We start from the raw sequence: 24,634 nt of genomic DNA, 5'->3' as shown, positions 1-24,634 counted from the left end.
TTATCACTTAGTGTCTTAAAATGTTTCCCAATTAGATTGTTCTTCCACATTGCTGACTTTCTTCAGCACGGGTAGATTCGATTTAGTAGGAAGAGTCTTAACCGCAGGTAAATGCTCAGTTTTTGTTTCTGGTTGAGACTTATCGTCAAGACTCGGTAACTGGAACAGAGAAACAAGTTTCTTCAATCCAGCCGCTTGATCTTCCAGTGCAGCCGCAGCCGCGGCTGATTGTTCAACTAAAGAAGCATTTTGCTGTGTTACACGATCCATTTCAGAGATAGCCAGGCCAACCTGAGTTATCCCTCTGCTTTGTTCATCAGATGCGGATGCAATTTCACCCATAATGTCAGTGACACGGGTGACTGAACTCACGATGTCGTTCATTGTTTCACCGGCGCTTTCAACCAGGACAGAACCGGTATCCGCGCGGCTGACTGAATCTTCTATTAATGCTTTGATCTCTTTTGCTGCCTCAGCACTACGCTGTGCAAGATTACGGACTTCTCCTGCCACAACAGCAAAACCACGCCCATGTTCACCGGCACGTGCGGCTTCTACCGCGGCATTAAGCGCCAGAATGTTAGTTTGGAACGCAATAGCATCAATAACACTGGTAATATCGGAAATCTTCTGAGAACTGCCGGCAATTTCATGCATTGTCTGCACAACATTCGCCACGACTTTCCCACCCTGGCGGGCAATTTCAGAGGCGCTGTCAGCCAGGTGACTTGCCTGACGGGCATTTTCCGCATTCTGTTTTACCGTTGCCGTCAGTTGTTCCATACTTGCGGCTGTTTCTTCCAAAGAGGCAACCTGTTCTTCAGTGCGTGAAGAAAGATCATTATTCCCGGCAGCAATTTCACTGGTTCCGTTATAAATATTTTCACTACTGTGACGGACACTACTAACAGTATTGATAAATTCTTTCTGCATATGTTTCAGGCCGACAGCTACCATACTCATCTCATTTCTGCCTGAAACAGTAATTCTCTGTGTCAAATCACCCGTAGAAAACGCCTTAATATTCTCCAATAATTTATTTAATGGATTCAGCAAACTATGCTTGATGCTAACCCAGCTGAAAATCATGGCTGAAACCAGAATTAGCATGACAATAACCAGCATAATCACTGCATTTCTGTAGGATATGCCCGCATCAAATACAACATCGGAGTAAAGATGATCGTTTTGAGTCAGATAGAAGTTATATTCTTCCTCAAAAGCACTCTGATATTTGCCGGTTGGCTGATTAAAGAATTCCACGGCCCGATCATGTTCAATCAGGACGATAAGTTCATGGAGTGCTGCAATATAAACATCATAGGATTTTTTAAGGCGATTGAGGCTTTCTGATTCATGAATAGGCAATTTCGCCGTTTGTTCATATTGTTCAAAGCGCTGCTCTGCTATAGACAAGTTACTTCTGGCATCAGTCAGCAGCTGTTCCATCGTGTAATAATTGTCAACGCCTTCATCCTTCATCATGTACCGAATGCCAGCACGGTTTAGATTGTTACGAGCCTGTAGCAAATTAACCCAGGTGTCATTCAAAAATGTCTGCTGCTCACGCATCTTATCCAGTATTTCCAGGTTTTCTTTGTTACCTTTCAACTCATGGAAGAAAAGTCCCCCGGATATAAATTGCAGAGCACCAAATAATATGATGACCGCCATCAGCCCGGTCACTATTTTCATTCGGTTAAACATGTTTTCCCTTTTTTACAATAGATCAGCATGGCTCTGTTATCGGCATAGCTAAAAGAAACTTTACTGGTTAAATAAAAGAAATTTGAATATTTTTTTCTGGTTGGGATCAGCAAGTAATGGACAAAAAAATAGCTGCCATCTATTAATCATGGCAGCTATTTTCGATGACTATTCTTTATAACTAGTTTTTAGCCACTGAATCTACCAGAGCCATCTCTTCACTATTAAGTAACTTCTCAATATCCACCAAAATCAGCATACGATCATCAAGTGAACCCAAGCCCGTCAGATATTCAGTAGACAATGTCACTGCAAATTCCGGAGCCGGACAGATTTGTTCAGCTTTGAGCGATAAAACATCTGAAACACCATCAACAACGATACCAACCACCCGGTTCAACAGATTCAGAACAATAACCACGGTATTATCATTATAAGTGACAGTTTCCTGAGCGAACTTAATTCTCAGGTCAATAATAGGAACAATGACACCACGTAGATTGGTTATCCCTTTAATGAACACAGGAGTATTTGCAATACGGGTGACCTGATCATAGCCACGTATCTCCTGTACTTTAAGTATTTCGATACCATATTCTTCATCACCCAGGGTAAAAACCAGATATCCTTCCCCGGCAGTTTCCCCTGACAATTTATTAAAAGCTTCTATGGCCGACATAATCTTACCTTTTGCTGTGAAATTGACGATTTTCTATGGGGATAACCCCCATTCAATGTTTATTTTTTTCTAATAACTCAGCTTTGCTGAGTGCCAATTGGTCATGATTGAGTTGCTGCAACGCAGAGATATCAATAATCAGTGCCACACTGCCATCGCCCATAATGGTGGCAGCGGATATTCCCGGCACTTTGCGGTAGTTACTTTCGATATTTTTCACAACCACCTGATGCTGCCCAACTAATTGATCAACCAGCAAGGCATAACGACGACCAGCACTCTGTACAATCACAACAATTCCTTTAGTCGGATCGGTTTTCGCCTCAGGAATATCAAAAACCCGATATAACTTAATCAGTGGCAAATATTCGCCTCTGACATGCAGTAATTTTTCATCGCCGGCCAATGGATAAATATCTTCTTCCTGCGGCTGAAGGGAACTAACTACCGCACTCAATGGCAAAATAAACACTTCGTCATTCACTTTCACTGACATACCATCGAGGATTGCCAGCGTCAGAGGTAACAAAATCCGGGTAACTGTGCCTTTACCTGCCTGGAAGTTAATCTGGATTTGCCCTCCCATTTCCTGAATATTTCGCTTAACCACATCCATGCCAACACCGCGGCCAGATACATCTGTCACCACTTCCGCCGTGGAAAAACCAGGGGCGAAAATCAACATAGCAACCTCTTCGTTACTCATGTTTTCACTGACTGATAACCCTTGTGATATCGCTTTGGCCAGAATTTTTTCACGATTCAGCCCAGCACCATCATCGACAACTTCAATGCAGATATTCCCACCCTGATGTTCAGCAGAAAGTGTCAGGTTACCCGTTTCAGGCTTACCCGAAGCGAGTCGAACTTCCGGTTCTTCAATACCATGATCAAGGCTGTTACGGACCAGATGAGTCAACGGATCAATAATGCGCTCAATTAAACTCTTATCCAGTTCAGTGGAGCTGCCAACCAAGGTCAGATCCACCTTTTTATTCAGTTTACCGGCAAGATCCCTGACTAAACGTGGATAACGGCTGAACACATATTCCATTGGCATCATACGAATAGACATCACAGACTCTTGCAAGTCTCTGGAATTTCGTTGTAACTGAACCATGCAATTCAGTAAATCGCCATGTGAATTAGGTTCAAGATCGTTACAATGCTGTGCCAGCATAGACTGTGTAATGACCAATTCACCCACCAGGTTTATCAGTTGATCAACCTTCTCAACTGCAACCCGAATGCTGGAAGATTCTGCACGCTGACGTGGCGATCCAGCCGGTGGCACAGGTGCGGGACGCCCGGCAGGCGGTATGGCACTTTTTTCCGGCACCGTCGCTTTGACGGCTTTATCTGTATCCCGGTTTTTAACTTCATCTTTTGGTTCGGCTACCGGCAAAAAAGTGATCTGTTCCGGTTCAATCACAAAACAGAGTACAGCGGTAATGTCATCCTCTGTGGCTGATGTTACCAATGAGGCTTCCACACTATCCCGGGTCTGTTCAGCATCATAAACCTCCCCCAGATTAGCCAGTTCATCCAGCATCAAAGAAACTTCACGCTCTTTCAGACCTGAAAGATGAACCCGAACTCTGCCTTGTTGGTTTTTAGTCGCAACAGGTGCTGATTTTAATTCTGGTTCTGATTCAGGCAATTCTGGTGCTATCTCAGCGATGACAGATTCAACCTCACCTTCATTTTCTTCCTGTACTTCCAATGCAAGCTGGCGCAAAGTCTCACAGATGTAGGTAAACGTACTTTCATCCGGCTCCTGAGAACTTTTATAGGCATCCAACTGTTGCTGCATAATATCTTTCGCTTCTAAAAACAGGTTGATAATGTCAGTCGTCAGACTCATTTCATCTCGTCTGGCGCTGTCGAGCAAATTTTCCAGAACATGCGTCGTTTGCTGTAGTTTGATAAAACCAAAAGTCGCAGCCCCCCCTTTTATTGAGTGAGCACTGCGAAAAATAGCATTCAACTGTTCCTGATCTGGCGCATCGGGATCGAGCTGCAATAGATGCTGCTCCATATCCTCCAGCAATTCGTCTGCTTCATCAAAAAAAGTCTGATAAAACGCGGTAATATCCATTGTTACTTTGTCACCTTAGTCGGTACCACGATTAAGCTCAATACTCAGTGATGTTGATTGAGCCGATACTGTGATTTCATTGGATTGTTGTGTTGGCCTGCTTCCAGCCGAATCCTTTCCAATCACCTCGTGAATTTCCTTACTATCGTTAATAATCAAAGAATCGCTGCCGGTGTTTTGCTGTTCAATCCGCTCTTCCGCTTGCTTATTGAGCACTAAGATACTGATGCGACGATTAACCGGTGAATTGGCATCTTCCTGTTTCAGGCGGACCGTTGAAGCCATCCCGACAACCCGCAATATCTTTCCTTCATCCAACCCGCCTATCAGCAGCTCTCTCCTTGATGCATTCGCCCGATCTGCGGATAACTCCCAGTTACTGTAACCACGATCACCATTGGCATATTTCAAATCATCAGTATGACCAGACAAGCTGATTTTATTTGGAATATCATTCAGAATTGGCGCAATAGCTCGCAAAATATCACTCATGTAGCTTTCGACTTTTGCACTGCCAACCATAAACATTGGCCTATTTTCCCGATCAATAATCTGGATACGCAATCCTTCATCCATCATGTCAATCAACAGATGTGGACGTAATGCTTTAAGGCGGGGATCAGTAATGATCAACTGATCGAGTTGCTCACGTAGCCTGTTTAACCTACGGGATTCATCATTATCTTCAACGACTTCAACCTGACGCAGAATATCACCTTCCTGATAAAGCACATCCTGCCCTCCCCCTGGGATAGGATTAGAGCTATCACTGCTGCGTTCCCCTTTATTTATCGCGACTTGTAGCGGAGTACGGAAATATTCTGCAATTCGGGTCAATTCCTGCGGACTGGAAATTGCCAGCAGCCACATAACCAGGAAAAATGCCATCATCGCGGTCATAAAGTCAGCATAAGCAATTTTCCATGAACCTCCATGATGTCTGATGTCATTTCTTTTACGTCTTTTTACTCTAATGACAGAGACGTTACTCGTCTTCATACTTGTTCTTCAGTTTCTTGCTGAACAGGCGCTTTCACCCGGCGAACATGTTCTTCCAACTCAGTGAAAGAAGGACGATCCGTGAGGTACAATGTCTTACGGCCAAACTCAACAGCAATTTGCGGGGCATAACCATTCAGACTAGATAACAATGTCACTCTAATGCATTGCATCATTTTAATATGTTCGCCACTGCGCTGACGCAGCAAAGTCGCCAGTGGCGAGATAAAACCATAAGCAAGTAAAATACCGAGAAATGTCCCAACCATAGCATGAGCAATCAGTACACCAAGCTCTCCTGCCGGACGATCTGCCGAACCCAAAGCATTAACAACCCCCATGACAGCTGCAACAATACCAAAAGCAGGAAGTGAATCCCCAACCATCATAAGGCTGGTCGCCGGTATCTCGCTTTCCTGCTCATAGGTTTCAATTTCTTCATCCATCAAAGCCTCAATTTCATGAGGATTCATATTGCCACTCACAATCAACCGCATGTAGTCGGTGATAAAATCCATCAAATGCTTATCCTTAAGCAAACGTGGATATTGGGTGAAAATATCACTCTGCTGCGGATTTTCAATATCCCGCTCTAATGCCAAAACACCATGCATACGGGATTTTGCTAACAACCGGAAAAGCAGAGCCATCAGATCCATATACATCGCTTTGTTATATTTAGATCTGCGCATTACCTTTGGCAAAACACGCAATGTTGCCTTAATCGCTTTTCCGTTGTTGCCAACAATAAAAGCACCGATACCAGCACCAGTGATAATTAAAAATTCAGCGGGTTGATAAAGTGCGCCCAAATGACCACCTACCATCAGGTAACCACCGATTACCGCACCAAAAACTACGATATATCCTAAAAGTACTAACACGCGATATCCTTTAGCTAAGTTGGTGAGCGGATGGGAAGTTGAACAGTCTGAATCCAGAATGGTTGCAGTTTCAACACAGGTTACAGGAAAAAAAGTGCAAATCCGTAACCTGTAGGAATGATTTTCCCATTTAAATTCACATTGCGCGCTGAGCAAGTCCATCCAGCAATTGTGAATTAGTATCGGCAGACTGAGAGGAAAGTTTACGTTTTTTTACGGCGCGTGATGGTGGTTGGCAAAGGCTACAAACAAAGCTATTCACAGGTTGATGGGCATGAGTAATAAAAGTTCCGCCACAGGTACGACATTGTGAAGGTTGCAACATGCCACTGTCCACAAAACGTACCAAAGTCCAGGCACGAGTCAGCGCCAGAACAGGTGCGTCTCCTTCAGCAGGAGGGCATTGTTCAAGATAGAGCCGATAAGCCTTAACAACAGCCTCTACGCCGTCACAATAACCACTCTTGAGTAAGAAACGATAGGCATTATAAAACATTGATGAATGAATATTCTGTTCCCAAGTCATAAACCAATCTGTTGAAAAAGGCAGCATCCCTTTAGGCGGAGGGCTTCCCCTCAATTCCTTATAAAGCTTAATTAGCCGTCCCCTGCTTAATTGCGTTTCACTTTCAAGCATTTGTAACCGTGCGCCTAAAGTGATGAGTTCCATCGCAAGATGTATGTCCTTAGCTTCTTGAACTATACTTTTCTCGGCCATCTCTTATGCTCTTTTTTTCACTGAAGTATCATCTTTCGAAGATAACTGCTGAAACAGATGAGTCGATAACAAAATGCCTGTGTGTATTTGTTGTAAATCATCCACTCGAGATTCCCTGGTAAGCTGCTGAATAGTTTCACTGTCTTCGAACCGGAAATTACAGACTAATTGATTAGTCTCGGCGAGCTTTACCAACTGAGGTAATGTCAATTCAGACAACGTATCAGCCATAGAATCGCTAATACCTAAACGGAACATCGCTGATGCTTTTTCATGGTTAATTAACCGCTGAGCTAAAAGCAGATACGATAAATTTATGTCATAAATATGTTTGAGCAATTCAACCGTACTCATTTTTCTATCCCGTCCGATTACATTAAAAAATCAGTTAAGTGTTCGAAAAACCACTCGTGACAAAATTCCTAAAATAGCTTAGGGATTAATAATCTCTTACATAACTAAAATATACAGGCTTAGTCAGAGCAGTAACCATCCTTTGTATTACTTTTGATTCGTCCAACGTCAAAAATATTACGGTAGTGGGCTGCAAAAGTATTATTACGTTACCTGATATAACATTTCTACTATCGATTAAGAATATTCTTAATACAGAACAACTTTACTCCTGAATCATCAACTTATACAACGGAAAGAGAACGCAATTTTAAATACTATGTGACATAACTCACAAAAATAAAGGCTTTTAATATGCATTTAATCGATAAATTGATCATTAATTATTCAAACAATTAAATAAAATCCGAATTCCCAATTTTAATAAGTTAAATTATCTAAATAAAAATATTAGGTATATTTTTTGATTTTATACGATCTATTAAACTTATAAACTTAAAATAACAACAAAAAACACGTCCTTTAGTAAAATTTTAACTATAAAATCACAATTATCCCTGAGTAACAAGTATAAACAATAATCTTATTCTAAGAACTGGTACCTCCATTTGTACGATAAAACAGATTAATTTTATGTAAAATTTAGTTGCAAAAAAGATATTGGTATGATCACTTTTAGTTTAGATTTGTACTTTTTTTGGCCTCAAGGTTTAACTAAAAACACACACCAACATGCACAGATAACACTAACCATACAAAAATAGCATAAAATACAGTAAGATAATGAATAAAAAAACAACTACAACAGCATTGCATTGCCGGAATAACAGCCAATATCTAGCCTAGAGACAATCCCAAAAATCAGTCCATTTTGGCTCCTGACAACCCAATAAACAGCAAAAATCATTAAAAAAACTTATTAAAAGTCATGCGTCATAATATAATAACACGCAAAATCCCCCCATTGATGACTTTATCTTTTTTACCTTTAGTTTTCATGTCTAAAATTACTCATTAATTAAATTTACACATGATCAATATATATATTCTAAAAACATTAGGACTTTTAAATAAATTATAGATCATTTATTAACCAAAAAACTTGTTTTAAAGGATTATAAAACACATAATTCCAGAAATAAAATTTCCAACCCACATTAATAGATAACATTATTGAATAAAAATCATAAAAAAATCACCACTCTTTATATAATTCAATAAAAACATAATTGACACATTAATATTTAGATAAATAATATGCACTACCTAAAAGTTCATATCCTTATAATACAAATTAAATAAAACATTAAAAGACCTTTTTCCCATCATTCATTATTTCATATAATATTTACAATCTTCATCCCAAAAATATCATTTTCACATGCAAAAAATAAAAATATAATTATCATTAGTGTATATTAATGACCCCATTTTTTAAAATGATAATCATAAATAAAACAATTAATTCCACAAGAAAAAAATAATTGATTAAGATTTATTGTAAAAATAACAGATATCAATATGGCAGTAAAATAAAAATCAAGGCCATTTCTATCATGAATAGCATTAATAACTATTCATGATAGAAATGCCATAATATTTTCATATCAAAGATGAAAAAGATATTACTTTGATGAACAATTTATTTCCTCATATAAATAGTAGTTATAATTTTCCAAGCAATCATAACCACTTGCCAAACATGGAAAATAATGCAGCAACTGATTACAGTCTCATCTAACCACAGAAAATATTCTTAGGATAAAAACGCTAAACCCATTGGCTCATTAAATGAGAAAAGAGGAAAATAGATATCGAGAATCATTATCAGTTATGCAATCAATAATAGTGAAAATACCGTTGTGTTTTGGATAAAATACACTCTCCAGGCGAGCAAAATACGAACAAAATTCATCTGCCATTTAATACACCAACCTGGCTGGAATAAAATCCCAGATACAAAATTTTTTACTAAAATAATATATTATATCAATATATATGTCTGCATTCTTAAAAAAGAACAAAACAACTCTACTAATACAATAAAACACCCAATATTTTACTACCTAATTCATAAGGTTTTTTTCAGGAATTCTTTATCCATTCTATCTCAATGTAAAGCAAGCTATGAAATATCACACATTAGATCTTGTACTAGTCAATGAATATTCCCTATCAGAAAACATGGAATAAAGGTACTGGTAATCAACATTGAAAACACATTACCAAGGTCTGAACTGACCGTTATATTCAATCACTTGATGATATTACTTCTCGTCTATCGCCCTTAACTATCCGTTGTCTAACACCCACAAATTTTTCTCAAATCAGGTAATATCTAGTGCTTTTTGTATATCTATATCTGTGTCAACAGAAATTGCAGCATCAGCATATCTCAATACAACGGCATCATTAACGTCATCGCCAAGTAAACCCATTGTATACCGGTTCTTTTATAACATGGGATTTTTACAACTCTCAGTTTACTAAATACCGATCTTATTCCATTTCTCAGGATCCCCACACCTATCGGATCAGTCTGTTGAGTTGTTAAAATAACTTCGGAATCTAATCCTACATCATGACAAATCATGACAGTAATAACAGAATTATCCTCGGTAAGAACTTTTGCTCTCCCACCATCCTCTCTTAATATAGAAATAGCAGAGGTAGCCCTCTTCTCTACAGGATCAAAAACGGTTAGTTATTCTTGTAATATCACCGCTCCTTTATCATCAAACAATGGCTAGTGTTTTTACTTTCTCACTGGACAAATATCGAGCTGCCAAATTAATACACTGAAATCTTGCCTGATGGTAACCATCAGCTACTACCATTATTTTTTCACGGCATGCTTGATCAAGCAGAATTATTATCTATTTTACTCTTATATAAGAACAAAGTTAGATCATTTCTTCTACTCCACTTTTGCAAGTTAATTGATATTTCCACTGAAAGTTCTGAACAGTAATAGGTAACCGATGCCGAATAAAATTAAATGTTAACTCATCAATTTTTCTGTATCCGCGCATGACACCTATATCAGCTTTACCTCTACTAGATTTGATATGAGAATGACAATCATCAGCAACACTTCAATGGTTAACCAAACGATAATTACATAAGTAAAAATACCACATGGAACTATCACCCCAATGAAGCTATTAACAAATAATTACCCTAAAAAACTATGCGTTGCCTAACGGAGAAAACATGCCATAGGCAACGCGCTCTGTTTTTTTTACATGATGAAAAATCAGTCTTGACTGTTTATCAAACAAAATTATTGTTGCTTTATACAAATAATTTTCAGGCTTACAGTTCAGAAGCAATTTTCCAGTTTATTGAACTAACGCTTTTTTCCAAACTCATACGACAAACAATCGCTTCTATCTCTTTTTGCTCAGTGAGTGTTGCTAATACTTCCGCACACACTTCAAGTTTTCCAGATTGGATCATCTCAGTGAAACTCAGTGATTGTAGCCTCACTGCTACTCCATTGAGAGCCTGTAACACTAAAGTTCTCACCAGAATTCCGTCATTACTGTCACACACTACGTGAATTTTATAACACTGTACCTGATCAATGGCCTGCTGCCTGGGTTGTAAATTAATACGTTGGGCAGCTTCACGTAACAATATGTTTGCACAAAGAATAATCGCTGTCGCTATCGCCGCCAGCCAATATTGTCCAAGACCACACAACACACCAATTCCAGCAGAACACCACAAGGTTGCTGCGGTATTTAATCCACGAATATTCATGCCTTCTCGCATAATGACACCGGCACCAAGGAAACCAATACCTGAAACAACCTGCGCAGCAATACGGCCTGCACTATCTGGTGAAGTTGTTATTGAACTGAGTATAAAAACAGCGGCACCAGTCGCAACTAATGCATTAGTTCTCAAACCTGCCATACGTTGACGCCATTGACGTTCCGCACCGATTAACGCACCAAAGCACATAGCTGATAATAAATGAAAGACAAAAGGAGTTACTAACATGACATTCTCCATACAACTAAATGGATAAATAATCATGTGCATTTATTTTGCACACAGAAATTTGTGCCGAATGTTTAATTCAGCATTATTTTCTGTACATACCTGGAGGTAACAAAATGTAAATATATAACAGCATAATAGAAAACCCGATATACCATTCCCAGCAACTCTACTGAGTACCGGATAATACCGTTTTTTGAGTAAGTACAGCTCAGATATTTTGAGTGGTACCGCCCGCCTTGTTCAGCAAGCAGCAAATCGAAAGGAAATGAACAGCTTGCCGTTTTATTTTTTATCTAACCAAAAACCTTGACTGTCCAATGACTCTAGTCTCCTCAATAAAATTTGCACGAAGTATAATCAGGAGTAATTAATAAGTAAAGAAGGATATTACTTTAATAAAGAAAAAGTCCGCCACTATATAAGACAATGACGGACTTAAAAATCATTCAGGCAATCAGATAGCAGTTACGTTTGCTGCTGCTGGGCCTTTAGCACCATTTTCAATGGTGAATTCTACGTTCTGGCCTTCTGCCAAAGTCTTGAAACCGTTACCCTGAATGGCAGAGAAGTGAACGAATACGTCTTTACTACCGTCAGCTGGGGTGATGAAACCAAAGCCTTTAGACTCGTTGAACCACTTCACTTGACCTTTCATTTTGTCAGACATTGTGACTTTCCTATATATCAAAAAAAATTTGCCAACATGGGCATGTACTGGCCAGTTATCAGCTATTACTTATGGAGGCACTAAGAAGGAAACGCGTCAACAAAGGCTATCTGAGGATAACACTTACACATAACTCATTAACTCAAGATGTCGTACATAAAGTAGGTCTGTTTATCAGGCCGGCAGCATTAACTCATGATAGAAAAAGAATAGCAACCTTTTTATGTGTTCGTGTTTTAAAAAAAACGTTTACGCTCATTATTAGAGCAATGATATAAAAAATAAAGTCATTAGTTATAAATTTTTTTGATTTATTCAATCTTTATCTTAATGAAAGTATTAAGATTAATCTCAATCAATAACAGTTGTCAGATTAAAATAAAATAACTGATCTACGTTAACTCGTCTTTCTCATGCTAGCCTTAAGGACCGATAACTATGAAAATATTTCACTTTCTCTTCATTTAATCAGGTCAACATATGAATATCATTAAGCAGATACTGATTCAGGATCTTGAACGAATCAACATTGAAGAACAGCGTGATGGCAAACTTCGTTTTAACAGCCAGTTTATCAGCAACCATCCTTACCTTTGCCTGGCTATGCTCGTATCTTATCTGACTCTCGCTGCGCTTATCTGGTACGCCCCATACTTTGGTTTACTTTCATTGCTAGCCTTCACCGTACTTTTCATTATTATGGCGGCTGTTTTATTATTCGAAATTAAGCCCGTATATCGGTTTGATGATATCGGTGTGCTTGATCTACGGGTATGTTACAACGGCGAATGGTTTGTCAGCGAAAAAATCTCAGACCAAGCAATCAAAGAGCTTCATCTCCACCCTCATGTTCCATTGGCAATAAAGGATGAAATCAAGCGCATCATAAAAATGAAAGGTGAAATACATTTTTATGATGTTTATATCATGACATTCCCTGAGCAATCGCACACAGCAACATCATTGCCGATAATGAATAAAAACACTCAGCTTCAGTAAAATAGCACAGTTATAATACAATGCGTTCATATAGCGAACAAACAACAAAACAGTAAGATTTTTTGCGTTGACAGCGTTTCGGTTCATCGCTAGTATTCGCCCCGTTCCCAAGAACGATTCCTCCATAGTTCAGTCGGTAGAACGGCGGACTGTTAATCCGTATGTCACTGGTTCAAGTCCAGTTGGAGGAGCCAAATTCAAGTCTGGAGATACTGCAAAGGATTTCCAGCACTATCAGATGAAAAAGCCCAATGAAAATTGGGCTTTTTTTATGTATGAAACAGTGCATTTAGGAATACCAACCTGATTAATCCAGAACGACTTTATAAACTCTTTCTTTAGATTTATGCAGTATGTTTGCTTCACCAACAAATGATATTTCGTAATGAATTCTTACCCGACCATTACCTATATAATTGAAGAAATCGATACCACCCGGCTGACCATCAGCATTTTCTTTAGGATTAATTACAGCTAAACGGAAAATATTATTTTCATTACCACTTAAAGGCTCTATCTTTAATACTATTTCTCCTGCATCCTGATTATCAGCAGAATACCCTTTAATGTGAACTGTACCTTTCTTCAATACCTTATCTTTAAGTTTAACATCACTGACCATAATATTGATATCATAATCAATAATACTCTCACCAATTGGCCGGCCTCTGCTCTCATCATATTCATCAATATAAGGCACTTCAAGATCACGACGAATCTGAACTGTTCCAGGATCTTCATCAAGCTCTACAAGTACACGTTGAACAGTAGAGAATTTAGCACTGCCACTTTCACTAATAGTATAATAAACACTATCGTGTTTACCCGCAGTAAGAAGAGAATTCTTTACAGATAAGCTACGGATATCATTACTATCTTGTATACTCGGAACAACTTCAACATTATCATCAAAAATAAATTTCAATTCATGCTTATTTAAAATATTCGAATCAGCAAAAAGTACTTTAACGCCTGCTCTTATATCACCACTGTCAATAACATTATCATAATTTGCCGGATATATAGGTGCTGCCAATCCTGCTGATTTTAGCTTGAATCGATCGAGAACAGCTTCTGCGACTACACTGCCACTAGCATCTGTTACTTCAGCAACAAATTTGACTGTAGAATTAACCTGTTGATCTGTTTTGACTTTTACCAATATTTCAGATGCTCTACTGATAGGATCGAATAAGTTATTGTTATTTACAATTTCATATTCGCCCTCATTCAAGCCATGTACCACAATTTTACTTTTATAATTATCTAATGATGTCGAACCATCATCATCCTTTGTAACTACAAACAATCGTAATGGAACGTTAAACCAATCTTTATGTGAAACCCAGTTAGTTACATCAGTATTAATTAAAAACTTCATGACTTTTCCTCATTTGTTTTATAGAAATAACCAGAAAATTAGCCACTCTTTTCGGAAGAAATATTATCTACTGACTTTATATTTAGAATTATCTTCACCTCCTTAATAATAACTTAACTTTAAAACACTCAATTTTTATTTATTCAATTTTGTAATGTTTTTTCCTGAAATATCTTTTACTTTTTTTATTGCACTTTGTATATTAATGAAAGTCTATTATTAAATTGAAAATATCTTAGCATGTTATCGGTGAATAAAACTTCGTTATCAACGGCGAGCTCTTTTACATCTGTTTCAATCTCAACAAATACCATGTTTAATAAATTGAAGGTCAGAGAAAAATTACTTTTTCAATTAAGAATTATAGACAAGTAAATTCACTAATAAATATCAAAAGACAATAAGTGATCTATTAAAATAAATAAAATAGGAAAATTATCATTAAATATAAAAATCCTATAAATAACATTGAAATAAAGTTACTAAAGATATATTTACTTATATTTTTAATACTCATAATCAATTATTTTATAAATAAAAAACAGATAATATTCCCACTATCTAACTATCATAGATAGATATTAGTTAATTCTTGTATTTCCTGAACAGGAAATAAAATTCAATTGATTAAAAAATAGTAAAAGACACAGTTTTGAGCACCAGTTAATCAATCAAACTCAATTTCCACTTTTCCCCTTTGACAAGCCCTAAATACCCAGCTATTATTCGCCTCGTTCCCAAGAACGATTCCTCCATAGTTCAGTCGGTAGAACGGCGGACTGTTAATCCGTATGTCACTGGTTCGAGTCCAGTTGGAGGAGCCAATTAGAAAAGCCCGCTTAGTGCGGGCTTTTTGCCTTTCTGATTCCACTCTCCACTTACAACGTAACATTTGTAACCCTAATCAACCGACTTCCATAGCATACAGTTCCAGCAAACAACCTTCATTCAGCATAAATACAGAACAATAAGTTCAGTTTACCAGCAAACAAACCTTATTTGTTGTTTTCTGCTTTGACAAAGCAAAAGTGTACCGCTAGTATGCACCCCGTTGTGAAGCAATTCCTCCATAGTTCAGTCGGTAGAACGGCGGACTGTTAATCCGTATGTCACTGGTTCAAGTCCAGTTGGAGGAGCCAAATTAAGAAAAACCCGCTTAATGCGGGTTTTTTACTTTTCTGATTTCGCTGGTTACCTGACATCATCACACAAACACAATAACGCTATCCAACCCATTTTTATAGCATATAATTCCATCAAATAACCATTTACTAGCATAAAAATAAACCAACGAGTGCAGTTTGCCAGCAAACAATCACTATTTGTTATTTTCTGCTTTGACAAAGCAAAAATGTACCGCTAATATGCGCCCCGTTGTGAAGGAGTTCCTCCATAGTTCAGTCGGTAGAACGGCGGACTGTTAATCCGTATGTCACTGGTTCGAGTCCAGTTGGAGGAGCCAACTTCATTTCTTGTTTTACCCTCATATTTCATTTGTTCCTTATTGATAAGAAAATCCACCTCTGATTACCCTAAACTTATTGATTTAGCTAAATTTTTTACTAAAGATTACATTCATTAATAGCTATTTAACTGTTTTAGCTTTATTATCCATTCCCGGCTTGAATATGCTGAACTCAGCATATTTCCTTCCTATCATATATACTGGAGCCGGTTTCATGACCACTAAATCATATACAATAAAAATCCGCCGCCCTGATGACTGGCACATTCATTTCCGTGATGATGAAATGCTAAAAACTGTCGTTCCTTATACCAGTCACTATTTCGGGCGGGCTATCATCATGCCTAATCTGCTTCCGCCGATTACAGAAGTGGCTGGCGCCAAAGCTTATCGAGACAGAATACTGGCAGCCATCCCCGAAGGAGATAATTTCCAGCCTCTTATGACTTGTTATCTTACTGATTCTACTGATAGTTCTCAGATAGAAATTGGTTATAAAGAAGGCATTTTTACCGCTTGTAAGCTCTACCCTGCCAATGCCACAACCAATTCAAGTCACGGTGTCTCTGATATAAAGAATATTTATCCATTATTAGGAATGATGGAAAAACTGGGGATGCCTCTGCTCGTACACGGTGAAGTTACTGCTTCCCATATTGATATTTTTGATCGAGAAGCCCGTTTTATTGAACAGGTAATGGAACCATTGCGTAATCAGTTCCCAGCACTGAAAGTTGTGTTTGAACACATAACAACCAAAGAAGCCGCACAATATGTACTGGAAGGTGGCAATAATCTAGGAGCAACATTGACTCCGCAGCATCTCATGTTCAACCGCAACCATATGCTGGTCGGTGGGATACGCCCACACCTGTACTGTCTGCCTATTCTGAAACGCAATATTCACCAGGAGGCTTTGCAAGCCGCCGTCGCCAGTGGCTGTGATCGCTTTTTCTTAGGTACAGACTCTGCGCCGCACGCGCTACACAAAAAAGAGTCACCCTGTGGTTGTGCTGGCGTATTTAACGCGCCATCTGCGTTACCTGCTTACGCAACCGTGTTTGAAGAGATGAATGCATTACAACATTTTGAAGCTTTCTGTTCACTTAATGGCCCTAAATTTTATGGACTGCCCGTCAACGAAGGCTTTGTCGAATTGACTCGCAAATCTTCCACGGTCATCGAGCACATTGATTGCAATAATGAAAAACTTATTCCATTTCTGGCTGGCGAAGATGCCCGCTGGGAAGTAAAAGTAGCAGACTGACATACACATGGGGATAGTCATCGTCCCCATTAATTTACATGGCCTATCAACCCACCAACGAATGGGACAATAATTCCTAACAAAAAACCTTCTTACTTTCACTAAAAAGCATATACTAATAATGACTCATTCAAGAATGAGGTAGTTTGCTCTTAGTCAATGATATTAATAAATAATGCAGTGATCTGATTAGGAGGTTTTATGGGCAGTAAAGATGAAGTTATTCAAACGCATCCTGTTGTAGGTTGGGATGTCAGTACCGTTGATACGTATGATGCTGTGATGCTACGCCTTCACTATTTGTCCTCCCAAGATCAAACACCAGAACATGTCATGGTAGATCGAACCTTATGGTTGACAACTGACATTGCAAAGCAATTGATATACATCCTCCAGGCAGGAATTGAAAAGATCGAATCCTCAGAATACAGCGATCTGAACCATACTAAGCATTAATAATCTCAAGCCCGGACACCCAAATAACTGGGTGTCCGGCCTGGAGGAACATTGATTCACTCCAACGATTTTATCTGTAATACCATATCATTAGATAATAATTTCGGATTAAGCTGACTTAACTATCGCAATTGCCGAGTTGACTATCAATAGATAAGGCGTTTATTGTGAGTTCGGCCAAACAAGAACAGGGACGTACAATAATGAAAATCTTAGTCGTTGAAGAGTGCTATTACACCCGTTCAGGTATCATTGAATTTTTAAAGAAAAATGACAATATTGAAGATATTGAAGTTGTTGACTCACCTTCAATTAACGACTCTATAGATATTGTAGCTCGTTTTTCTCCTGATATTGTTTTAGCTAATTTGACTCATTATTGTCACCATTCCAGTTATTGTTCTAATTTACAGAAATTTATTACTCTTATAGATAATACGCGTATCTATATATATCTTAATAGTGCTTATCCTTACTGTGAAAATTATATTACACTGAAAAACAATGCTTTTATTTTAGCAAAGAAAAGCCTTCCCTATTTGCTTAATAAATTGAGTAAAATAACATTACAAGAAATTCAGAAACATCAGATGACAATTGATGAGCATTGTTCTATTTTTAGTCCACAAGAGCATAAAATCATCGATTACTGGATGAAAGAAATTCCCAATTACCAGATATCTCAAAAACTAAACATCAGTAATAGCACAGTATATTCTCATAAAAGGCATATTACTGAAAAAATAAAAGTTCATAATAGAATTGAACTCTGTTTTATTTACAATGTATTTAAATATCTTTACTGAAAAAGCTATTATCTTAAAATAAATAAACTGGCACAACAATCTCTGTGCCAGCTATTAATAATATTATTTAGTCAACTGTAATGAGGTAATATTCAATCCATCCTGTAAACGATGCCGGGATTTATTAAATATTTTTGCTCCATTTTCTCGGCCAGCCCGACGAACACGCTGTTCCGTTTCTGGTAACCTGACTTCTTCCCCGCATGCTTCACTGCAACAACCGTCAAATTTAGCGGCACATTCCGGGCACTGAATAAACAACAGGTGGCAACCGTTATTCTTACAATTAGTATGGCTATCACAAGACGTACCACATTGATGGCAATGAGCAATTACATCATCTGAAATACGTTCTCCCATCCGCTCATCAAATACAAAGTTTTTACCCATAAAACGCACTGGTAATCCCTGCTCCTTGGCTTTACGGGCATATTCGATAACACCGCCTTCTACGTGATATACGTTTTTAAAACCATTGTGCAACATATAAGCACTGGCTTTTTCACAACGAATACCACCAGTGCAATACATCACAATGTTTTTATCCTTATTATCCTGCAACATTTCCACTGCCATTGGCAATTGTTCGCGGAAGGTATCAGAAGGAATTTCAATTGCATTTTCAAAATGCCCGACTTCATATTCATAATGATTACGCATATCGACAAATAGCGTCTCAGGATTATCTAACATCTGGTTGACCTGCTCTGCTTTAAGATATTCACCGGTTTTTGATGAATCAAAAGTTTCATCTTCAATACCGTCAGCCACTACGCGGTCACGCACTTTCATACGCAAAACCCAGAAAGACTTTCCATCATCATCAAGTGCGATATTCAACCTCAGATTATCCAACGCAGGATCAACGCCATACAATAAAGCTTTGAATGCTTCCAGATGATGAGTTGGTAAACTTATCTGCGCATTGATCCCTTCTTTGGCAATATAAACCCGGCCAAATACTGAAAACTCAGTAAATTGTTGATACAGGCTGTCACGGAAAGCCTGAGGATCTAAGATATTAAAATATTTATAAAAAGAGATAGTAGTACGAGGCTGGGTCTGCGCCAGCATGCGTGCTTTCAACTCTTTATTAGAAATGCGGTTATGTAACACTGGCATGGTGTACTTTCCTGAATTTCAAGTCATAAGATTAGATGTAATAAGTGATGGCCTCCGCCATCAAGCGGGTATGATAACGAAAATGATTTTCAACGAGTAGTAATTTATAACGCGGTAACAGGAAATCAATAATAAAATGGGAGGTTTAACTGACTGTAGTTTAACTTAACCCTCATTCAAGGCTGGAACCAATCATCAGCAATTTATTAGACATCATTCTTTACGGATAGCAAAACTGGATGACAGACGAACACGCTACTATACTAGCGAAAGAAAGCGGCAGGCAGTTTAGTAGAACCGGCAAAAATATGACTCACAATCGATATCCTAAACATTTCATGTCTGAAAACTTCGATATCCCGTCAAAAAGTGTCACAATAGACGAATTGTTTTGTCCATCTTATTTGGAACCATAAATAACCTGAGAATCCATGATACACGCACCTTCTTTTCAACGCTCACTGCTTCATCCCCGTTATTGGCTTACCTGGTTTGGTATCAGTCTGCTTTACTTGCTGGTTCTGCTCCCCTACCCCATTATTTATTGGATAGGTACTCGCCTGGGCAGATTCTCCATGCGCTTTCTGAAAAAACGCGCCAAGATTGCTGAAAGAAATCTTGAGCTATGTTTTCCCGATATGCCCCAAGAGAAGCGCAATGAGCTGCTAATAAAAAACTTCGAATCCGTCGGAATGGGGGTATTTGAAACGGGTATAGCCTGGTTTTGGCCTGACTGGCGGGTAAAATGCTGGTTTAAAGTTACCGGGCGGGAAAATATCCAGAAAATCCAAGCCCGCGAACAAGGAATTATCGTTATCGGTATTCATTTCCTGACGCTGGAACTGGGTGCCCGAATTCTCGGTTTACTCAATCCGGGGATTGGTGTTTATCGCCCAAATGATAATCCGGTTATGGATTGGTTACAAACATGGGGACGACTGCGCTCCAACAAATATATGCTGGATAGGAAAGATGTCAAAGGCATGATCCGCTGCCTGAAAAATGGTGAAATCGTCTGGTACGCACCCGATCATGATTACGGACCACGAAACAGCGTATTCGCGCCACTATTTGCAGTAGAACATGCCGCAACAACCACAGGCACCTCTATACTTGCGCGTCTCGCTGATCCGGCAATGATCCCATTTACCCCCCGCCGTCTACCTGACGGAAAAGGTTATGAATTAATTATTCAACCCGCAGTAGATGGATTCCCTAAAGACGATGAAGTGAAAGCAGCAGCTTTTATGAACAAAGTGGTGGAACAGGAGATCTTACAGGCTCCTGACCAATATATGTGGCTACATCGTCGCTTTAAAACCCGGCCTAATGGTCAGCCTTCTCTGTACGGGCAGGCTGACAAAGTCCATTAAATATCATTAACGGCTGTTTCTTCATCTAAGAAACGGCCATAATGACTGTCACATACAGCCTAATAATCCATTATTTCATTCTAATATTGATGTTGTATCTTTTAATTTGATTTATTGCCGATTTTTATATAAAAATAGAAACTAAAGTAGCTAAATAAACACAAAGCTAACAATCAAACGACTGTACTTTTTTACCTTTCATTATCACTCTCAATATCTGGCTTCTGAAAAGATTATTTATATTTCATAGCTATTACTTAATTTATTACTCTAAAATCTTTTTATTTACAAAAACATGAAAAACATAAATAAGTCAATAGTCCTCATCATCACTTTAATCAACCAGTGATAAGAAATGGGATTTCTGTCGAACTTTGCTATGAAAAATGGAATATAAAGTAAGAGATATCTGGTTTGTTAATAAAATTAGCCGAAAAGTATGTTAAAAATACATTAATAAGACAGGACGTCATTTAATAAAAAAACGTGGCTTTTTTGTTTGCTCTAAACCTAAATCAGAAAAAGCTTTATTTGTTGCACACATGACACTCCTGGAGTGCAGTATTATAGGAAAACTTAGATGCAATCCTCCATTAACAACACAAAAAACCGAACCTTCTTCGGGCATCCTTATCCATTAAGTTCGCTGTTCTTCACAGAAATGTGGGAACGTTTCTCTTACTACGGCATTCGCCCACTCCTGATCTTGTTTATGGCAGCATCCATCTACGATGGTGGTATGGGTATTCCTCGTGAACAAGCAGCTGCTATTGTCGGTATTTTTGCCGGTAGTGTTTATTTGACTGCCCTGCCTGGCGGATGGCTGGCAGATAACTGGTTAGGTCAACGTCAAGCCGTCTGGTATGGTTCGATCATTATTGCGTTAGGGCATCTGTCTATCGCACTTTCCGCTTTTTTAAGTCATCACTTGTTCTTCATTGGTTTATTACTGATCGTATTAGGTACAGGACTGTTTAAAACCTGTGTCACCGTCATGGTCGGAACTCTGTATAAAAAAGATGATCCACGTCGTGATGGTGGTTTTTCCCTATTTTATATGGGGATTAACATCGGTTCCTTTATTGCTCCTCTGGCTACTGGCTTGCTGGTTCGTGACTATGGCTGGCACTGGGGTTTTGGTATCGGCGGGTTGGGAATGCTGGTTGCCCTATTAATATTCCGCTTTTACACGATCCCTTTGATGCGCCAATATGATAAAGAGGGTGGTGTGGATTCAAGCTGGGACCACCCTACAGTGGAGCGTAAAAACGTTGGCAAATGGGTTTTTACTACTGCTATCGCTATTATTGCCATTATTGCTCTGCTAATCCTTGGTGTCATTCCATTCAATCCGGTAGCCGTAGCCAGCGCAATGGTTTATGTGATCTCATCCTGTGTAACTCTTTACTTTGCCTATCTGTTCCTGTTTGCTGGCTTAAGCAGTAGTGACCGTTCGCGCCTGCTGGTCTGTTTTATCCTACTGGTATCTGCTGCATTCTTCTGGTCTGCATACGAGCAAACGCCAACTTCATTCAACCTGTTTGCCAATGATTATACTAACCGTATAGTAATGGGATTTGAGATCCCGACAGTATGGTTCCAGTCGATTAATGCACTGTTTATTATCCTGCTGGCCCCAGTATTCAGTTGGTTCTGGCCCAGATTGGCAAAAAACAATATCAACCCGAGCAGTATCAGTAAATTTATTATTGGTATTCTGTTCGCTGCCGGTGGTTTTGGCGTGATGATCCTGGCGGCGCAAAATGTGCTGGCAACAGGTGAAACCGTTTCTCCTTTCTGGCTGGTATCAAGTTCTCTGTTTCTGACACTCGGTGAACTGTGCCTTAGCCCGATTGGCCTTGCCACTGTGACGCTGCTGGCACCATCCCGAATGCGTGGTCAGGTAATGGGTTTGTGGTTCTGTGCAAATGCACTGGGTAATCTGGCTGCTGGCCTGATTGGTGGACATGTTCGTGCTGATCAACTGGACAGCCTACCTGATCTGTTCTCCCGCGTATCTCTGGCTCTGATCATTTGCGCCGCCGTGTTGATGGTGTTAATTATCCCCATTCGCCGCTTGCTTAATAATGCCGACAAATCAGAAGCGAAAGCGCAATAATAATATTTATAACCAACATAAAGCCATCTGAATCATAAGATGGCTTTATGCCCCTAAAAACAAATCCATCAGTGTACTGCCGTTATGATTGATGGCTTAATTATCTGTTTTACATTCAGTGATTCCATCTGATATGCATGATTACGCACATCCCACAGTTCAACAGCATGTTGAATATTAAGCCAAAACTCTGCTGTATTCCCCAAGGCCGCAGCCAATTTAATCGCCATAGGAACAGTCAACGCGCCTTTATCGTGCACAACTCTGCTTAGCGTATTGCGATGAACACCCATAGCTTCAGCCAATACATTAATTTCAATATGAAGAGGCTCCAGAAACTCACTCACCAATATTTCACCCACAGTTGCAGGGCGACGTTTTGTATTTCTCATTATTTATTTCCCTCAGTTTAATAGTTATGAGGATCCAGATATGTATCAACTGCAATACCATCAATCCATTGAAAAATAAGCCTGTATTGCCTGTTTACTCTTATTGAGCACCACCCCCTTAAATAACCATTCAAATGTTCAAAATGGTTTCCCGGCGGAATTCTTAAGTCGGCTTCTTTAACTGAAGCATCCAGAATTTGCAGTTTTCTGTATAAAGCGCTCTGTAGAAAAACGGGTATACATTTGTGTGGTAAATCTTGTTCATAAAATCTTTCTAACCACCTATCCCTGAATTCAACCGCCATAACATCCTCGTTATCTGTATATTACGCACAATATCATTGTGCATCAAGTCATAAAATTCTGAAAATATCATTTTGTCTTACGTAATCTGGCTGGTGTACAGCCAAAATGCTGATTAAATGCAAAGGTAAAAGCTGACTGGGAGGCATAGCCGGACAGAAAAGCAATATCAGCCAAAGGCTTATAACTGTTAACCAATAAATTATAGGCAAGCTTCATCCGACACGTTTTCAAATAAGCCATTGGGCTCATGCCAGTTGCAATAAAAAGTTTGCGGTGCAAAGTGCTGGCAGATACCGCGCAAATATCAGCCATATCCACCACCGTCATTTTTTCATGCAAACGCCCGGCAAGCCCCTGATGCAGTTTTGCTACCAGGGCGGAAGGCGAACTCATTTGTGGTAACTGAGCCAGTAGTAAACGGGCCACATCGGCATGGCTGGCGGGTGGCTGTGGGTAATCGTGCAGCCATTTAATAAGCGCAAGAGCAGATGCAGGTAATGGTTGCCAGAAAGAATCACGATATAATTGCCCAAACAGGGCTGAAGGTAATTCCAACACTAATTGCTGATTTTCACCCTTAGCGGAAAAACTATGCTTCGCATCCGGTGGGATCATGGCAACATTTCCGAAATTAACAACACTTTGCTGCCCTTCTACATTTAATTCCAACTGCCCGTCATAGCCAAAAACGAACTGCCATAACCCCTGATGGCTATGGCTAATAGTTTCAGCTGAATACCGGCGTAAATGTAATGAAGGTAATTGATGAGACATATTTATTGTCGCTGATTTTTCCTCGGTCGTCTGGTTCTTATTGTTTGCAATTTTCCA

Annotated in this window: 20 protein-coding genes and 4 tRNA genes; 10 read left to right on the top strand and 14 right to left on the bottom strand. The window is 39.0% G+C overall.

The annotated features are described in order from the left end of the window. Nucleotides 1–15 precede the first annotated feature (15 nt). The 9 genes from PTE_RS16665 to cspE all read right to left on the bottom strand — a co-directional run bounded on the left by PTE_RS16665 (nt 16) and on the right by cspE (nt 12,117). Complete coding sequence (locus tag PTE_RS16665) at nt 16–1,707, bottom strand: methyl-accepting chemotaxis protein (RefSeq protein ID WP_036848971.1); 1,692 nt, start codon at nt 1,705–1,707, stop codon at nt 16–18. 181 nt (nt 1,708–1,888) lie between these two features. Further along, nucleotides 1,889–2,386, bottom strand: a complete 498-nt coding sequence (gene cheW / locus PTE_RS16660; protein WP_036848970.1) for a chemotaxis protein CheW — start codon at nt 2,384–2,386, stop codon at nt 1,889–1,891. A 52-nt stretch (nt 2,387–2,438) separates the two neighbouring features. Then, the gene (cheA, locus tag PTE_RS16655) at nt 2,439–4,484 is read right to left on the bottom strand and encodes a chemotaxis protein CheA (RefSeq protein ID WP_036848969.1); all 2,046 of its coding nucleotides are present in this window, start codon (nt 4,482–4,484) and stop codon (nt 2,439–2,441) included. A 15-nt stretch (nt 4,485–4,499) separates the two neighbouring features. Continuing rightward, a complete protein-coding gene (motB, locus tag PTE_RS16650; protein WP_036848965.1) occupies nt 4,500–5,483 on the bottom strand; it encodes a flagellar motor protein MotB in 984 nt (327 codons plus the stop codon). Next, nucleotides 5,480–6,367, bottom strand: a complete 888-nt coding sequence (motA, locus tag PTE_RS16645; RefSeq protein ID WP_036848963.1) for a flagellar motor stator protein MotA — start codon at nt 6,365–6,367, stop codon at nt 5,480–5,482. The genes motB and motA overlap by 4 nt, the downstream gene beginning before the upstream one ends. A gap of 136 nt (nt 6,368–6,503) precedes the next feature. Continuing rightward, the gene (gene flhC, locus PTE_RS16640) at nt 6,504–7,085 is read right to left on the bottom strand and encodes a flagellar transcriptional regulator FlhC (protein WP_036848962.1); all 582 of its coding nucleotides are present in this window, start codon (nt 7,083–7,085) and stop codon (nt 6,504–6,506) included. 3 nt (nt 7,086–7,088) lie between these two features. Beyond that, a complete protein-coding gene (flhD, locus tag PTE_RS16635) occupies nt 7,089–7,439 on the bottom strand; it encodes a flagellar transcriptional regulator FlhD (RefSeq protein ID WP_021326104.1) in 351 nt (116 codons plus the stop codon). Nucleotides 7,440–10,754: 3,315 nt separating this feature from the next. Then, nucleotides 10,755–11,447, bottom strand: a complete 693-nt coding sequence (locus tag PTE_RS16630) for an MgtC family protein (RefSeq protein WP_036848961.1) — start codon at nt 11,445–11,447, stop codon at nt 10,755–10,757. 457 nt (nt 11,448–11,904) lie between these two features. Beyond that, the gene (gene cspE / locus PTE_RS16625) at nt 11,905–12,117 is read right to left on the bottom strand and encodes a transcription antiterminator/RNA stability regulator CspE (RefSeq protein ID WP_010847246.1); all 213 of its coding nucleotides are present in this window, start codon (nt 12,115–12,117) and stop codon (nt 11,905–11,907) included. A 480-nt stretch (nt 12,118–12,597) separates the two neighbouring features. Here cspE and PTE_RS16620 point away from each other — a divergent pair, with 480 nt between their 5' ends. Next, entirely contained in the window at nt 12,598–13,116 is a 519-nt protein-coding gene (locus PTE_RS16620) for a YlaC family protein (protein ID WP_036848960.1), read from the top strand. Nucleotides 13,117–13,234: 118 nt separating this feature from the next. After that, nucleotides 13,235–13,310, top strand: a tRNA-Asn gene (locus PTE_RS16615). A gap of 113 nt (nt 13,311–13,423) precedes the next feature. Here the strand turns inward: PTE_RS16615 and PTE_RS16610 are convergent. Next, nucleotides 13,424–14,497: a hypothetical protein gene (locus PTE_RS16610; RefSeq protein WP_036848956.1), complete on the bottom strand. Its 1,074-nt coding sequence runs from the start codon at nt 14,495–14,497 to the stop codon at nt 13,424–13,426. 748 nt (nt 14,498–15,245) lie between these two features. Here PTE_RS16610 and PTE_RS16605 point away from each other — a divergent pair. The 6 genes from PTE_RS16605 to PTE_RS16580 all read left to right on the top strand — a co-directional run bounded on the left by PTE_RS16605 (nt 15,246) and on the right by PTE_RS16580 (nt 18,491). Then, a tRNA-Asn gene (locus tag PTE_RS16605) sits at nt 15,246–15,321 on the top strand. Nucleotides 15,322–15,560: 239 nt separating this feature from the next. Beyond that, a tRNA-Asn gene (locus tag PTE_RS16600) sits at nt 15,561–15,636 on the top strand. A 247-nt stretch (nt 15,637–15,883) separates the two neighbouring features. Continuing rightward, nucleotides 15,884–15,959 (top strand) — tRNA-Asn (locus PTE_RS16595). Nucleotides 15,960–16,176: 217 nt separating this feature from the next. After that, a complete protein-coding gene (gene pyrC / locus PTE_RS16590) occupies nt 16,177–17,229 on the top strand; it encodes a dihydroorotase (protein WP_036848954.1) in 1,053 nt (350 codons plus the stop codon). Between the two features lie 201 nt (nt 17,230–17,430). Then, complete coding sequence (bssS, locus tag PTE_RS16585; RefSeq protein ID WP_011146095.1) at nt 17,431–17,685, top strand: biofilm formation regulator BssS; 255 nt, start codon at nt 17,431–17,433, stop codon at nt 17,683–17,685. A gap of 203 nt (nt 17,686–17,888) precedes the next feature. After that, complete coding sequence (locus PTE_RS16580; protein WP_036848953.1) at nt 17,889–18,491, top strand: LuxR C-terminal-related transcriptional regulator; 603 nt, start codon at nt 17,889–17,891, stop codon at nt 18,489–18,491. Between the two features lie 63 nt (nt 18,492–18,554). Here PTE_RS16580 and trhO read toward each other — a convergent pair whose 3' ends face one another. Further along, on the bottom strand, nt 18,555–19,613 hold the full coding sequence (gene trhO, locus PTE_RS16575; protein WP_036848952.1) for an oxygen-dependent tRNA uridine(34) hydroxylase TrhO: 1,059 nt from the start codon (nt 19,611–19,613) through the stop codon (nt 18,555–18,557). Nucleotides 19,614–20,044: 431 nt separating this feature from the next. Here trhO and PTE_RS16570 point away from each other — a divergent pair, with 431 nt between their 5' ends. Beyond that, nucleotides 20,045–20,986 carry a Kdo(2)-lipid IV(A) acyltransferase gene (locus tag PTE_RS16570; protein ID WP_036848951.1) on the top strand — a complete coding sequence of 314 codons (942 nt, stop codon included), beginning with the start codon at nt 20,045–20,047 and terminating at the stop codon, nt 20,984–20,986. A 580-nt stretch (nt 20,987–21,566) separates the two neighbouring features. Then, nucleotides 21,567–23,105, top strand: coding sequence for a peptide MFS transporter (locus PTE_RS16565; RefSeq protein ID WP_036848950.1), 1,539 nt, complete (start codon nt 21,567–21,569; stop codon nt 23,103–23,105). A 68-nt stretch (nt 23,106–23,173) separates the two neighbouring features. Here PTE_RS16565 and PTE_RS16560 read toward each other — a convergent pair whose 3' ends face one another. From PTE_RS16560 to PTE_RS16550, 3 genes are all read right to left on the bottom strand, one after another. Further along, nucleotides 23,174–23,497 (bottom strand): HigA family addiction module antitoxin, encoded by a 324-nt coding sequence (locus PTE_RS16560; RefSeq protein WP_036848945.1) that lies wholly within the window; start codon nt 23,495–23,497, stop codon nt 23,174–23,176. 17 nt (nt 23,498–23,514) lie between these two features. Next, nucleotides 23,515–23,802, bottom strand: coding sequence for a type II toxin-antitoxin system RelE/ParE family toxin (locus PTE_RS16555; RefSeq protein WP_036848944.1), 288 nt, complete (start codon nt 23,800–23,802; stop codon nt 23,515–23,517). Nucleotides 23,803–23,869: 67 nt separating this feature from the next. Further along, nucleotides 23,870–24,634, bottom strand: a 765-nt coding sequence (locus PTE_RS16550; protein ID WP_245219063.1) for a helix-turn-helix domain-containing protein, incomplete at its 5' end; no start/stop codon positions are given.

Origin of the sequence: Photorhabdus khanii NC19 (assembly GCF_000517265.1) — a bacterium.
GTDB classification, from domain to species: Bacteria; Pseudomonadota; Gammaproteobacteria; order Enterobacterales; family Enterobacteriaceae; genus Photorhabdus; species Photorhabdus khanii.
The sequence above is the reverse complement of the archived record's forward strand: the minus strand, read 5'-3'. Positions and strand labels throughout refer to the sequence as shown.

What these genes read in the sequence shown, in the direction of transcription:
- PTE_RS16570 (WP_036848951.1), top strand. Translation starts at nt 20,045, where the DNA reads ATGATACACGCACCTTCTTTTCAACGCTCACTGCTTCATCCCCGTTAT.
- PTE_RS16665 (WP_036848971.1), bottom strand. Translation starts at nt 1,707, where the DNA reads ATGTTTAACCGAATGAAAATAGTGACCGGGCTGATGGCGGTCATCATA.
- cheW (WP_036848970.1), bottom strand. Translation starts at nt 2,386, where the DNA reads ATGTCGGCCATAGAAGCTTTTAATAAATTGTCAGGGGAAACTGCCGGG.
- PTE_RS16555 (WP_036848944.1), bottom strand. Translation starts at nt 23,802, where the DNA reads ATGGCGGTTGAATTCAGGGATAGGTGGTTAGAAAGATTTTATGAACAA.
- motB (WP_036848965.1), bottom strand. Translation starts at nt 5,483, where the DNA reads ATGAAGACGAGTAACGTCTCTGTCATTAGAGTAAAAAGACGTAAAAGA.
- PTE_RS16560 (WP_036848945.1), bottom strand. Translation starts at nt 23,497, where the DNA reads ATGAGAAATACAAAACGTCGCCCTGCAACTGTGGGTGAAATATTGGTG.
- flhD (WP_021326104.1), bottom strand. Translation starts at nt 7,439, where the DNA reads ATGAGTACGGTTGAATTGCTCAAACATATTTATGACATAAATTTATCG.
- PTE_RS16580 (WP_036848953.1), top strand. Translation starts at nt 17,889, where the DNA reads ATGAAAATCTTAGTCGTTGAAGAGTGCTATTACACCCGTTCAGGTATC.
- PTE_RS16565 (WP_036848950.1), top strand. Translation starts at nt 21,567, where the DNA reads ATGCAATCCTCCATTAACAACACAAAAAACCGAACCTTCTTCGGGCAT.
- cheA (WP_036848969.1), bottom strand. Translation starts at nt 4,484, where the DNA reads ATGGATATTACCGCGTTTTATCAGACTTTTTTTGATGAAGCAGACGAA.
- trhO (WP_036848952.1), bottom strand. Translation starts at nt 19,613, where the DNA reads ATGCCAGTGTTACATAACCGCATTTCTAATAAAGAGTTGAAAGCACGC.
- bssS (WP_011146095.1), top strand. Translation starts at nt 17,431, where the DNA reads ATGGGCAGTAAAGATGAAGTTATTCAAACGCATCCTGTTGTAGGTTGG.
- pyrC (WP_036848954.1), top strand. Translation starts at nt 16,177, where the DNA reads ATGACCACTAAATCATATACAATAAAAATCCGCCGCCCTGATGACTGG.
- PTE_RS16620 (WP_036848960.1), top strand. Translation starts at nt 12,598, where the DNA reads ATGAATATCATTAAGCAGATACTGATTCAGGATCTTGAACGAATCAAC.
- cspE (WP_010847246.1), bottom strand. Translation starts at nt 12,117, where the DNA reads ATGTCTGACAAAATGAAAGGTCAAGTGAAGTGGTTCAACGAGTCTAAA.
- PTE_RS16610 (WP_036848956.1), bottom strand. Translation starts at nt 14,497, where the DNA reads ATGAAGTTTTTAATTAATACTGATGTAACTAACTGGGTTTCACATAAA.
- flhC (WP_036848962.1), bottom strand. Translation starts at nt 7,085, where the DNA reads ATGGCCGAGAAAAGTATAGTTCAAGAAGCTAAGGACATACATCTTGCG.
- PTE_RS16630 (WP_036848961.1), bottom strand. Translation starts at nt 11,447, where the DNA reads ATGTTAGTAACTCCTTTTGTCTTTCATTTATTATCAGCTATGTGCTTT.